Origin of the sequence: Gracilibacillus orientalis (assembly GCF_900114645.1) — a bacterium.
Taxonomy (GTDB): Bacteria; Bacillota; Bacilli; order Bacillales; family Amphibacillaceae; genus Gracilibacillus; species Gracilibacillus orientalis.
This window is the reverse complement of record NZ_FOTR01000001.1, coordinates 349,417-362,285: the sequence shown is the minus strand read 5'-3', so window position 1 is coordinate 362,285 and position 12,869 is coordinate 349,417. Positions and strand designations below refer to the sequence as shown.

The window sequence follows — 12,869 nt, the reverse complement described above, 5'->3', positions numbered from 1 at the left end:
ATGTGGACGAAATGGACAAGAAGAAAGAAACATTGTTATTTATTGTTTGGGCCGGGAGCCTTATCGCAACACTGGGAAGTTTGTTTTATTCCGAAATTATGAAATTCATACCTTGTGAATTGTGCTGGTATCAACGGATTTTAATGTATCCACTCGTTGTCATTTATGGATATGCCGTCTACAAAAAAGATATCCGATTCGCTTTTCCAGGGCTTATTTTAAGTGGAATAGGAATATTTGTTTCTAGCTATCATTATCTGATTCAAAAAGTTCCTGCCTTGCAAGAGTCTGGTGATGGATGTGGGATAATTCCATGTACGACGACTAATGTGAATTATTTAGGTTTTGCATCGATTCCTTTCCAAGCATTGATCGCCTTTCTTGTTATCTTTGTTATTCACATTTCTTTAATTGTTCAACAAAGGAGAGTATAAAGTGAAGAAAATGGTCATATTTGTATTATTGCTCGTGGTAATTTTTGGAGCATTAATCTTTGTCGTACAATATCAAAATTCAAAACAGCTTGATGGTGCAGACAATCCTTATAATAAAACAGATCTAAATCAGGCAACAATGGATCAATTGGATGATCCAATGTATCAAAATCAAATACTACCTGATGAGTTAGCTAGCAAATTAGACAGTGGTGAAGATGTGACGGTCTACTTTTACAGTCCAACTTGTATCCATTGTCAAAGAACTACACCTGAATTAGTACCAATCGCAGAAGAATATGGTGTGGATTTAGTGAAATTGAATTTGTTAGAGTTTGAAAATGCGTGGGCAGAATTTAATATTGAAAGCACACCTACGATGGTACATTATGAAGGCGGAGAAGAAACTGCAAGAATAGTTGGTGAACAACCACAAACCAATTTTGAAAACTTCTTCGAGCAAGAAGTACTAGCTGGAGAATAACCAAAAGGCTGATTACTATTAAAAGTGATCAGCCTTTTTGCTTGATTGTTCTGTAAACGAGATATATGTTACTTATCACACATACAAAATCCACCGAATAAACTTTTATTCATCTTCTTCTGCTCCAACTTGGAAGGTTTCTGTATAAACAGATCCGCTTATATAGGAATTTTCTTTTTTATTGGGCAGAGGATTTGATTGTTTCCATGCTTGATAGTCTTTCGGATCATTCCATTCCATAAGTAAAATATAAGAGTTGCCATGTAGAGAGCGTAATAACCTGGCAGCAGTCGCTCCATTTATATCATTCACTTTCTGCTTATAATCCATTTCGAATATCGGACGCCCTTCTTCGGTAACAGGAAGGTGTGACAGACTGATAAATCCGATCTCTGCTAGTTTACCAACTTGTTCCAATACACGATAATCTCTACCAGTTTCAAAAATAGATGAATTGGTATCCTCATAATAGGCAACAGCTTTTACTTCGTTGTGCATAAGAATAAATGGAGAGATAGTATGCTTATTTTTCAGTTTCTCCAAATATTGATAGGTACCATTTGTCATATAACCATTCATTTTTATTGCCTCCTCTTTTTTCTATTATAACATTCGTCGCATGCACATATTTTGTGATAAAATAAAACTATTGTCGAAATTTAAGAGAAAGGTGGTGTAACAGTTTGGATAAGGAGAAAATAAAACAGCAGTTACAATCGATCTGGTCTTGGATCAAACGATATAAATGGCTCTCTATTATTGTTGCGTCCATGTTTTTATTATCTGTATTAGGTTATCTTTTTATTATATTTGGTGGACGATTTGTTTTTGACGAGAGAGCAGTTATTTTGCCGACTGCTTCGAAAGTGGTTGCTGAAGATGGTACGGTATTAGGGAAATTATACAGCGAAAATAGAGATTTTGTCACATTAGACCAAATTCCGGACCATGTAGAGGAAGCATTTATCGCGATGGAAGATCAGCGTTTTTATGAACATGCTGGTATCTCTTTACCTGCTGTTACACGTGCCATTTACCGTGATATATTAGCGATGAGCAAGGTGGAAGGTGGTAGTACGATCACACAGCAATTGGCTAAAAACCTATTTTTAGTCAATGATAAAACCTGGATGAGAAAAACAAAGGAAGTCATGGCATCAGTTTATCTGGAACGAAATTATACCAAATCTCAAATTTTGGAGCTTTATCTAAATCAAATATATATGGCACATGGCTTACACGGAGTTGGTACAGCTGCTGATTACTTTTTTGGAAAAGATATAGAGGATTTATCCATTGAAGAAGGAGCTGTATTTGCAGCAATGGTCAAAGCGCCAAATGCTTATTCCCCTCACAATGATATAGAAGCGGCGAAACAGCGAAGAGATCTAGTGTTACAGCAAATGGCGAACGAAGGAAATATTTCAACTGAACAAATGCTGAAACTACAAGCCACAGAAATTAAAATGAACAGTCAGGAAGAGGAAAGAGACCCATGGCTCGATGATTATTTTGCTTATGTGTTAGAAGAAGTGGAAGCTACATATGGTTTAAGCCGTGATGCCTTAAAGCGCGGTGGTTACACTGTGGAAGTACATATGGATCCTGACATACAAAAAATCGCCTATGATCAAATGCAAGATAGTGATTTTTATCACGGATCAAATGATGCAGTAGATGGTAGTTTTGTATTAATGGAACAAGAAACGGGTCAATTAAAAGCATTAATTGCAGGACGGGACTTTCAATTAAATGATACCAATCATCTTTTAACGAAAAAACAACCAGGTTCTGTGATGAAGCCACTGGCAGTTTATGGGCCAGCGATGCAATTAGGCAATTACCAACCATACGATATGATTCCAGACATGGATATCGATTATGATGGATATCGTGTTCAAAATGTGGATGGACAATTTGATGGAGAAGTAAGCATGTTTCAAGCAGTAGTCGAATCAAAGAATGCTCCTGCTGTTTGGTTACTCGATCAAATTGGCATCAGTTATAGTAAATCAATATTGAAAAAAATGAACATCACTATTAATGACCAAGGATTGGCTATTGCTCTAGGCGGTTTAGAAACAGGGATTACACCGGTTCAGACAGCAGAGGGTTACCGCACCTTCATGAGTGGAGGAGAATGGCTGGAAGCAAGAAGTGTTCGAGCTGTTTATAACAAAGACCAAGAGCAATTACAAACTGAAGAACAGGAAAAGGAAAATGTGTTCAACTCACAAACTGCTTGGAATATGCTGCGTATGTTAGAAGCAGTAACAAAGGAAGGGACCGGTACAGCTGGTGAATACGCCAAAGCATTGGCAGGTAAAACGGGATCAACCCAACATCCAGAAAGAGCTGGAGCGGTTAAGGATGCATGGTTTACGGGGATTACTCCTGAATATGTGACATCAGCATGGATCGGATATGAAAATGCAACAGCAGAAAATTATTTAACAACAGGTTCCGAAGCAGCAACAAGATTAACGAAAGCAATTTTAACCGAACTTGATAAAAGGGTGTCGTTAACGGAAAACTTTGAACAGCCAGATGATGTAGAAGATTTACCAGAACCGATACAATTACCAGAGATAAACGATCTGACATCATCGATTCAATTTGGTGGTTTTACATTACTACAGGGTGAATTAGATTGGTCACCGGCAGAAGATAAGCGTATTGTCTATCGCATCTATGAACGTGGTGAAGATGAGGACCACTTAATTGACGAAGTGGAAGGTCAAGGTCATTACACCATTGACCGGATCAATGTGTTCCGTACGGGTGAATATTACGTTGTACCATATAACCCGTTAACAGAACAAACAGGCGAGCCATCCAATCTAACATCTTTAGAGTTTGACTTTTAAACTCAAACTAATTACAATTACTTTTTAGTTATAATAATTACAATTTAGTGAACGTTTCTTGAAAATACTATACAGGATCGATCAAACCTTCTATAGTAGAATAGAATGGGAAAAAAGGGTGAAATAGATGACGAAATTTAACGATACAATATTAAAAGCGTTTAGAGGAGAAGAAACAGATTACACGCCTGTCTGGTACATGAGGCAAGCGGGCAGATCACAAAAAGAATACCGTGAATTAAAAAAGAAATATTCTTTATTTGAAATTACTCATCAACCAGAACTTTGTGCCTACGTGACAAGGTTACCGGTAGAAATGTATAATGTCGATGCAGCGGTATTATATAAAGATATCATGTCGCCTTTACCTGCAATTGGTGTAGATGTGGATATTAAATCAGGCATAGGTCCTGTTATTGATAATCCGATTGTATCATTACGTGATATTGAAAAACTAGGAACGATCGATCCAGAGAGTGATGTTCCTTATGTATTAGATACGATTCGTTTATTAACCAAAGAGCAGTTAAATGTTCCATTGATTGGCTTCAGTGGTGCACCTTTTACTATAGCAAGTTATATGATTGAAGGCGGTCCATCCAAAAATTATCATAAAACAAAAGCACTAATGTACAGTGATAGGAAGGCATGGTTTGCATTAATGGATAAGTTAGCAGACATGACCATTACCTACGCCAAGGCGCAAGTCAATGCTGGTGCACAAGCGATTCAAATATTTGATTCATGGGTTGGTGCATTAAATGTAACAGATTATCGCACTTATATTAAACCGGTGATGAATCGCATTTTTAGTGAATTACGTGAAACCAATGTACCACTGATTATTTTTGGTGTAGGTGCAAGCCATTTAATAACGGAATGGAATGACTTGCCTGTTGATGTAATTGGTCTCGATTGGCGGATGTCGATCAAAGAAGCACGCGATTTAGACGTAACAAAAGCATTGCAGGGAAACCTTGATCCAGCCTTTATGTTAGCGGATTGGGAAGTAGTGGAAGAAAAAGCAAAACAAATTATCGATGAAGGAAAAGCACACCCAAGTCATATTTTTAATTTAGGACATGGTGTCACTCCTGAAATTAGTCCAGATCGATTAAAAAAATTAACTACATTCATACATGAATACTCGAGAAGATAAGAAAGGATGTCTCATCATGGCAAAGAAAAAGGTAGGATTACTTGTAATGGCATATGGTACGCCATATAAAGAAGCAGATATTGAACGTTATTACACAGACATTCGCCACGGACGAAAACCAACCCAGGAAATGCTAGATGATTTAACGGAGCGTTATCAGGCAATAGGTGGTATTTCGCCGCTTGCACGCATTACAACAGAACAAGCTCAAAACTTACAAACACGTGCAAACGAAATCCAGGACGATGTTGAATTTGTTTACTATTTAGGGTTAAAACATATCGAACCTTTTATTGAAGATGCAGTACAACAAATGGCAGAAGACGGTATTAAAGAAACAATCTCGCTTGTACTTGCGCCACATTATTCTACATTTAGTGTCAAAGCATACAATGGCAGAGCCCAAGAAGAAGCAGACAAACATGGAATTACCATTAAATCAGTAGAAAGCTGGTATGATGCAGAAGGGTTTATTAACTACTGGGCAGATGCAATTACAAAAGAATATCAAAAAATCGAAAACAAAGATAAAGCAGTACTAGTTGTTTCTGCACATAGTTTACCAGAGAAAATTTTACAAAATGGTGATCCGTACCCACAACAGTTAGAACGTACAGCAGAATTAATTCAAGAAAAAACGGGTATTCCAAATGTTGAAATAGGCTGGCAAAGCGAAGGTAACACGCCAGACCCTTGGTTAGGACCAGATGTACAAGATTTAACGCGTGATTTGTTTGAACATAAAGGGTACGAATCCTTTATCTATGCTCCGGTTGGTTTTGTTGCTGATCATCTAGAGGTATTGTATGACAATGATTATGAATGTAAAGTGGTTTGTGATGAAATTGGCACAGCTTATTATCGTCCACCAATGCCAAACGTAAATCCAGCGTTTATCGATACACTAGCAGGAATTGTAGTAGATAAATTCCAGAGTGATGGCGAGTCATGAAGAAGATAACGGTGATAGGCGGCGGTATAGCGGGGCTTACTGCCGCTTATTATTTAGACCAGAAGATTAAAGATCAGAACTTAGACTATAAGGTACAACTTTTAGAAGCAAGCAACCGTTTAGGCGGCAAAATCAATACAGAAAGACGTGACGGTTACACGATTGAACGAGGACCAGATTCCTTTTTAATTCGTAAACAATCTGCAGAACGCCTTGCGCGCAACGTTGGTATTGGTGATAAGTTAGTCAAGAATGGAACAGGGAAATCATATATTTTAGTTGGCGATCAACTGCATAGCATGCCCCAAGGCTCTTTTATGGGAATTCCGACACAAATCCGTCCATTCTTAGCATCGAGTTTATTTAGTGTGACAGGTAAATTACGAGCTGGTATGGATTTTGTGTTGCCTAAGGGTGAAGCTCGAGACGATCAGTCACTCGGAAAGTTTTTCAGGCATCGCTTAGGTGATGAAGTCGTTGAGAATGTAATTGAACCATTATTATCAGGAATTTATGCTGGTGATTTGGATGATTTAAGTCTGATGGCGACCTTTCCGAACTTTTACCAATTGGAACAACAATATGGCAGTATCATTCGCGGTTTGCATAAGACAAAGCAGGCACCAAACCAACCAACCGGTAAGAAAAAAAGTATGTTTTACAGTGTTGAAGGTGGATTGGAAACACTAGTGGAAGCTATCGAATCATCATTATCAGAAGGCATTGTTCAAAAAGGAAAAGCGGTTAACAAGATCACTACATCAGAAAACGGTTATCAATTAGAGCTAAAAGGTGGATCAAAGATTACATCGGATGTCATTTTAATCGCTACACCTTATCCTGTTATGAAACAGATGCTCAAACCTTATGATGTTGTCGCAGATCTGGATAATATGAAAGCTACTTCTGTTGCCAATGTTGCTTTAGCGTTTGATCAATCTGCCATTAAGGAAGATATTGATGGTACTGGATTTGTGGTATCACGTAACAGTAATTATCGTATTACTGCTTGTACATGGACACATAAAAAATGGCCAGATACCGCAGCACCAGAAGGAAAAGCACTACTTCGCTGCTATGTTGGGCGCCCGGGTGATGAAGAAGTCGTTGAGCTATCAGATGAAACATTAGAAGAAATTGTTTTACATGATTTGAATAAAATTATGAAAATAGAAGGTGAACCATTATTCTCGGTTGTATCTCGTTGGAAAGATGCGATGCCGCAATATAGCATTGGTCATAAGCAATTAGTCGAGAAATTGGAAAGTGGTCTCGCTTCCGAGCTTCCCGGCGTATTCATTGCCGGCAGCCCATACCGAGGCATCGGAATCCCTGACTGTATCGATCAAGGAGAAGCAGCCGTCGAAAAAATAATAGATTATTTAGCAGAGTAACTTTAACAAGTACTCTGCTTTTTAATACGCTTTACACATAAACTGCGCAGTAACTCTATAAAGAACTTACTTCCTTCCATTCTGCATTTTGATGATTGCTGCAATACGCTACGGCAAGATACTTCGCTTTCCACGGGCACGGCCTTAGCCTCCTCAGAAAACAAAGAACGTTTTCTTGCGGGGTCTTCGGCTCGCGCTGTTCCCGTAGGAGTCTACGTATCTTGCCTCCGCTTTTGTGTAGTGTTCTGATTATCGAAAGAAGAGAACTTATGGAATGATATTCTATGGATTTCTTCTTGCATGATAAGAAATTACACACTAAGCTGCGGAAAAATGCGACACTCCTGTGGGAACAGCGCGAGCTGAAGATCCCGCAGCGAACGTATGTGAGCGAGGAAGCTGAAGCCGTGCCCACGGAAAGGGAGTATTTTTCCGCAGCGATGTCTAGCACTCCATTTCCGAAAGAAAGGAGCTTACCAAAGAAAATTTTCACTAGTGCGCAGTTTGTATCTACTGTGTCATTGCAAGCATAAAAAAAGCAGCTAATTTAATAGCTGCAGGTGTTTGTCTTTTACATATATCTTGATTAATTGGATGGGAATGTTCATCATCCTCGTTCAGCAGGATAAGAAGGATGAAAGAAACGAAAGATATGGGTGTAAAAGACGTAACAGGTTAGATGGCGGGATGACTGCAGTTGTCACAGATGTTATGATAACAATCTGCTTGTTCTACAATATCATTTCCGCACTTACTACACTTTTTTCTGGGAATGTTGCGAAAGAATTCAACGATGCTCTTCATAACGTACCCTCCCAAAAGCGTGTCGTGTTATTATTGTATTATAACAAAAACAAAAAATCAACCATTTGTATTAGTACAATTTCGAAAAAATTGTTTTCTCCATGTACTTCTTTTATACTAGTAGTGACAAACAGTAACTAAAGGAGTGCCATAAAACATGAAATTTATAGATAATAAAGGAATTACTGATCCATATATTAATTTAGCCATTGAAGAGTATATACTTAAAAACTTTGGTGAAGAAGATACATACATATTATTTTACATAAATGGACCATCGATCATTATCGGAAAAAACCAGAACACAATCGAAGAAATCAATACGGATTATGTCGACGAAAATGGCATCAAAGTTGTTCGCCGCTTATCTGGTGGTGGAGCCGTATATCATGATGAAGGTAACTTGAACTTCAGTTTTATCACAAAAGATGATGGTGACAGTTTCCACAATTTCGCCAAATTCACAGAACCAGTCGTGGAAGCTTTGAAAAAAATAGGTGTCCCGGCAGAACTAAAAGGCCGAAACGATCTAGTTGCAGAAGGACGTAAAATTTCGGGTAATGCACAATTTACGACAAAGGGACGTATGTTCAGTCATGGGACATTAATGTATGATTCAGAAATTGAAAATGTTGTGCGTGCGCTTAATGTGAAAACAGAAAAAATAAAATCAAAAGGTATTAAATCAATCCGAAGCCGTGTTGCCAACATCTCTGAATTTATGGATGAGAAATTATCCATGGAAGATTTGAAAGCACATATCCTTACACACGTTTTTGACGTAGAGAAAGTGAATGATGTTCCACAATACGTGTTAACAGCCGAAGATTGGGATAACATCCATCAATTATCAAAAGAACGTTATCAACAATGGGAATGGAATTATGGTAAATCACCGAAATTTAATATTCAGCACTCGCATAAATTTGATGGGGGTCTTGTTGATGTTCGTCTCGATGTTCATAAAGGCAGTATTGAGCAATGCACCATTTTTGGCGATTTCTTCGGTGTCGGTGATGTCAAAGAATTAGAAGATAAGTTAAATGGTGTTCGCTATGAACGTCAGGCAATTGATGAAGCTCTAAGTGATTTAGATGTATCCCATTATTTAGGTAAAATTACAAAAGAAGACTTCATAGGATTAATCTATTAAGTAATTGAAATAAGCTAATCAAATATAAACATGTAACCCCGTTTCATGCCAACTGAAACGGGGTTAAGCTTATTGCAGACTGTCGATTATAAAAAACGATGAAAATTGATTAGAATTAACTGGTTTTAGTATATAATGGTAATAACCTTGCTAACAATGGGAGCCGACGTTATGAAAAAAATCATGATAGGATACATCATTTATATACTGAGCCTATTTTTATACTTCTATTTTCTTTATCCGCTCACATCATTCAGTGACACCCGTTATGGGGCATTGGCTCATGCCTTTTTCTTCGCGATGTGGCCATTGCAGCTATTGATGTTATACCTCCTGATAAAGAAAACAAATATTATGGAACAACTGGAACAAATTCGATCAGAAATTAAAAAAGTGCTGTTATATGTCACCTTGCTGACGATTTTAGATTATCTGATCCATTTTCCCTTTCGTTTCGTCTGGTATAGGATAACGGTAGAAGAGGGAGTGAGGACACAAGGATTTCTTTCATGGTTTGCTGAGCATTTGCTAAGTAAAGGAATGTTTTGGCTATCCCTTTTTTTAATCATCCTTATAACACGAGCAGTTATGAAAAAATGGCCAAAAATATGGGGAGTGATTCTCTGGTTCCTTGCGATTCCAGTGGTCCTGTTTGTCGTATTTGTGCAGCCAATTTGGATTGATCCACTTTTTGATGATTTTTCCCTACTGGAAGAGGGAGAGTTGCGAAAAGAAATCGAAACCTTAACTGCAGGTGCTGGAATTAGTGATGCCACCCTGCTTGTGGTGAACAAAAGTGAAAAGGTGTCTACCTATAACGCCTATGTGACAGGTATATTTGATCATGCCCGTATTGTATTATGGGATACAACGATTGCTGGAATGGAGCAAAGTGAAATTTTATTTATTATGGCACATGAAATCGCTCATTACATTTTTCATCATGTCTACTGGGGAATTGGTTTATATCTCTTCTTAACACTTCTTGTATTGCTGGTGTTACAAAGATGGACCCGTGCATGGAAAAATATCCATTCGTTTCCGTCTTTAACAAAATTATTATTGACGACAGTAGCAATACTCATACTTATGCAGCCCCTGTCACTTTGGGTTTCAAGACAGATGGAAAGACAGGCAGACCAATATGCAATTAACCAAACGGAAGACCTACATCCAGCACTGACAAGCTACCAGTTATTAGCTGAACAATCGAAAGCTGATATTTCACCGGCTCCATGGATCGGTTGGTTCCGCTCCAGTCACCCATCGATAGCGGATCGTATCGAGCGAATCGAGGAGGAAATACAAAATCGTGAAACGAACCCATAACTTGATTCGTATATAGACTAGAGGTGGTTGAATTGGATACTTATTATCAAAAAATTGTAAAAGCTCAAGAAAATAAGCGTAAATTATACCGATTAAAACACGAGCGAAAAGAATTAGCAGTTGAATTAGAAAAGCTGGAGAAACAAAAACAGCAATCCTATCAACAACTACAAGATGAAAAAGTAGATGTCGAAAAACTGGAATCCTTCAGTGTTGCTAACCTTTTTTATTCGATTACCGGACAAAAGTTAGAAAAACTGGATGAAGAGAAACAGGAAGTCGCAAGAGCACAATTACGCTACCAGGAAGCAAAAGCGTCTGTTATGGATTTGCAAGAGGATATCGCAGCATTAGATCAGCAAATTCGCGAATTGGGAGAGCCAGATGTCCGTTATCAGAATTTATTAGAAGAGAAATATCATCACTTGTTGGATACCAATCATGAGAGTGGACAACAAGCACTTGAAGTATTAGAAGAATTGGGAAACATGCAAGATGAGAAATCTGAAATTGCCGAAGCGATTGATGCAGGAGAAAAAGTAAAAAGAGCTCTGTCATCGGCTCGTTCGTCATTAGATAGTGCAAAGAATTGGGGAACGGCCGATATGTTTGGCGGTGGCTTAATTTCCACTTCCTTAAAACATAGTCATATTGATGATGCCAAACAGGCAACTCATGATGCTCAGCGATTATTACGTAAGTTTTCACATGAATTAAATGATATTGGCAAATCATTTCAGGCAAATATCGAGATTTCTGGTGGTTTAACCTTTGCCGACTACTTTTTCGACGGTCTGATTATGGACTGGTTTGTACAAGATAAAATTAACCAATCAGAACAACAAGTAAGTGAGATGTACGAGAAAGTAGAGGAGACGATTTCACAATTAAAGCGTCTCAACCAGGATGTTAATAGCACCATTGATCAGGCAAACCATACATGGGAACAAATTATATATCATGCATCTTAAAGAGACCCCTCGATTTCTATATCGAGGGTTTTTGTACAATTGATCATAGAATTAACTTACTGGGGTTTTCAAGGTGATTTATCCCACAAACTAAAAAATAAGTTTTTGAGATTATTAGGTTCATAATAGGAATCCGACACTTATGTGCACGGAAAGTCGGAAGTGCTTCTCCTTTTCCTGCTATTCTTTAATCAAGGGAGGTCATTTTGATGAATGGATTAAGAGAAATGAACAAGGCTTTGGAATATATAGAGGAGAATTTAGCCCATGGGATTGATTACCCAAAACTAGCGTGCATTGCTTATTGTTCCGAATATCATTTCAAGCGAATGTTTTCTTTTCTAGCAGGTATTACATTATCGGAATATATTCGCCGCAGACGTTTAACTGTCGCAGCATTCGAACTGCAAAATAGCAATGATAGAGTAATTGATATCGCAATTAAATATGGTTATCAATCTCCTGATTCCTTTACGAGGGCTTTTCAAGGCATGCATGGTATTACTCCATCAGAAGCGAAACAACAAGGTTCGTCGCTGAAAGCTTTTCCGAAAATGACCTTCCAATTATCGATTGAAGGAGGAAATGAAATGAACTATCGTATCGAAGAAAAGGAACCCTTCCGAATTGTTGGGATTCAAAAACGCGTGCCCATTATTTTTGAAGGAGCGAATCCAGAGATCACAGCAATGTGGAAATCATTAAACAAGGAGAAAATAGAGCATTTGAAAGAACTCTCTAACACAGAACCTTATGGATTAATTCAAGCATCGACTAATTTTTCAGAAGAGCGTATGGAGGAAAAAGGAGGACTCGATCATTATATTGGGGTTGCGACTACGAAAGAATGTCCGGAACAATGGACTGAATTAGAGGTTCCTGCTTTCACATGGGCAGTATTTGAATCAATCGGTTCATTCCCAGAACATCTGCAGACCACATGGGGAACAATCTACTCCGAATGGTTTCCGTCGTCTAATTATCAACAAATAAGAGGTCCAGAAATTCTTTGGAATGAAAATAGTGATTTTGATTCGGCAACTTTCAAAAGCGAAATTTGGATACCGGTTGAGAAAAAATAAAGGGTTATTCTAAAAGGCTCTTAAAAGTAAAAATGCTCAGAGTTTTTTCTCTGGGCATTTTTCTTAGCTATGAAGGACAGAATAGAGGGCATTTCATCATTTTTGTCCATCATCACGCTAATGAAGGACAGAATTTAAGGACTCCTATTATTTTTGTCCATCATCACGCTAATGAAGGACAAAATTCAGGAAATTCTATTATTTTTGTCCGTCATCACGCTAATGAAGGACAGAATTTAA

Annotated in this window: 12 protein-coding genes; 10 read left to right on the top strand and 2 right to left on the bottom strand. The window is 38.0% G+C overall.

Annotation, left to right across the window (positions count from 1 at the left end):
* Nucleotides 1-11: 11 nt before the first annotated feature.
* Together BM121_RS01770 and BM121_RS01765 are read left to right on the top strand one after the other, a co-directional pair.
* Nucleotides 12-434, top strand: coding sequence for a disulfide oxidoreductase (locus BM121_RS01770; RefSeq protein ID WP_175495279.1), 423 nt, complete (start codon nt 12-14; stop codon nt 432-434).
* A 1-nt stretch (nt 435) separates the two neighbouring features.
* Nucleotides 436-918 carry a thioredoxin family protein gene (locus BM121_RS01765; RefSeq protein WP_175495278.1) on the top strand — a complete coding sequence of 161 codons (483 nt, stop codon included), beginning with the start codon at nt 436-438 and terminating at the stop codon, nt 916-918.
* Between the two features lie 105 nt (nt 919-1,023).
* On the opposite strand, the gene BM121_RS01760 is transcribed toward BM121_RS01765, so the two are convergent.
* Nucleotides 1,024-1,497, bottom strand: a complete 474-nt coding sequence (locus tag BM121_RS01760; RefSeq protein ID WP_091480296.1) for an antibiotic biosynthesis monooxygenase family protein — start codon at nt 1,495-1,497, stop codon at nt 1,024-1,026.
* A gap of 104 nt (nt 1,498-1,601) precedes the next feature.
* Here BM121_RS01760 and BM121_RS01755 point away from each other — a divergent pair, with 104 nt between their 5' ends.
* From BM121_RS01755 to hemY, 4 genes are all read left to right on the top strand, one after another.
* The gene (locus tag BM121_RS01755) at nt 1,602-3,785 is read left to right on the top strand and encodes a transglycosylase domain-containing protein (RefSeq protein ID WP_091480290.1); all 2,184 of its coding nucleotides are present in this window, start codon (nt 1,602-1,604) and stop codon (nt 3,783-3,785) included.
* A gap of 127 nt (nt 3,786-3,912) precedes the next feature.
* Nucleotides 3,913-4,944, top strand: a complete 1,032-nt coding sequence (hemE, locus tag BM121_RS01750; protein ID WP_091480287.1) for a uroporphyrinogen decarboxylase — start codon at nt 3,913-3,915, stop codon at nt 4,942-4,944.
* Between the two features lie 16 nt (nt 4,945-4,960).
* Entirely contained in the window at nt 4,961-5,896 is a 936-nt protein-coding gene (gene hemH / locus BM121_RS01745; protein WP_091480284.1) for a ferrochelatase, read from the top strand.
* Nucleotides 5,893-7,290: a protoporphyrinogen oxidase gene (hemY, locus tag BM121_RS01740; protein WP_091480282.1), complete on the top strand. Its 1,398-nt coding sequence runs from the start codon at nt 5,893-5,895 to the stop codon at nt 7,288-7,290. The genes hemH and hemY overlap by 4 nt, the downstream gene beginning before the upstream one ends.
* A gap of 675 nt (nt 7,291-7,965) precedes the next feature.
* Here hemY and yhfH read toward each other — a convergent pair.
* Entirely contained in the window at nt 7,966-8,094 is a 129-nt protein-coding gene (gene yhfH, locus BM121_RS01730) for a protein YhfH (protein WP_091480275.1), read from the bottom strand.
* A gap of 157 nt (nt 8,095-8,251) precedes the next feature.
* Here yhfH and lplA point away from each other — a divergent pair, with 157 nt between their 5' ends.
* From lplA to BM121_RS01710, 4 genes are all read left to right on the top strand, one after another.
* Nucleotides 8,252-9,247 (top strand): lipoate--protein ligase, encoded by a 996-nt coding sequence (gene lplA / locus BM121_RS01725; RefSeq protein ID WP_091480272.1) that lies wholly within the window; start codon nt 8,252-8,254, stop codon nt 9,245-9,247.
* 171 nt (nt 9,248-9,418) lie between these two features.
* Nucleotides 9,419-10,576, top strand: a complete 1,158-nt coding sequence (locus tag BM121_RS01720; RefSeq protein ID WP_091480268.1) for a M48 family metalloprotease — start codon at nt 9,419-9,421, stop codon at nt 10,574-10,576.
* A 32-nt stretch (nt 10,577-10,608) separates the two neighbouring features.
* The gene (locus BM121_RS01715; RefSeq protein ID WP_091480265.1) at nt 10,609-11,547 is read left to right on the top strand and encodes a hypothetical protein; all 939 of its coding nucleotides are present in this window, start codon (nt 10,609-10,611) and stop codon (nt 11,545-11,547) included.
* A gap of 209 nt (nt 11,548-11,756) precedes the next feature.
* Nucleotides 11,757-12,629: an AraC family transcriptional regulator gene (locus BM121_RS01710; protein ID WP_091480262.1), complete on the top strand. Its 873-nt coding sequence runs from the start codon at nt 11,757-11,759 to the stop codon at nt 12,627-12,629.
* Nucleotides 12,630-12,869: the final 240 nt, after the last annotated feature.

Bases quoted from the DNA above. Each gene is read 5' to 3' on its own strand.
- BM121_RS01770 (WP_175495279.1), top strand. From the start codon at position 12: ATGGACAAGAAGAAAGAAACATTGTTATTTATTGTTTGGGCCGGGAGC.
- BM121_RS01760 (WP_091480296.1), bottom strand. From the start codon at position 1,497: ATGAATGGTTATATGACAAATGGTACCTATCAATATTTGGAGAAACTG.
- hemE (WP_091480287.1), top strand. From the start codon at position 3,913: ATGACGAAATTTAACGATACAATATTAAAAGCGTTTAGAGGAGAAGAA.
- hemH (WP_091480284.1), top strand. From the start codon at position 4,961: ATGGCAAAGAAAAAGGTAGGATTACTTGTAATGGCATATGGTACGCCA.
- hemY (WP_091480282.1), top strand. From the start codon at position 5,893: ATGAAGAAGATAACGGTGATAGGCGGCGGTATAGCGGGGCTTACTGCC.
- yhfH (WP_091480275.1), bottom strand. From the start codon at position 8,094: ATGAAGAGCATCGTTGAATTCTTTCGCAACATTCCCAGAAAAAAGTGT.
- lplA (WP_091480272.1), top strand. From the start codon at position 8,252: ATGAAATTTATAGATAATAAAGGAATTACTGATCCATATATTAATTTA.
- BM121_RS01720 (WP_091480268.1), top strand. From the start codon at position 9,419: ATGAAAAAAATCATGATAGGATACATCATTTATATACTGAGCCTATTT.
- BM121_RS01710 (WP_091480262.1), top strand. From the start codon at position 11,757: ATGAATGGATTAAGAGAAATGAACAAGGCTTTGGAATATATAGAGGAG.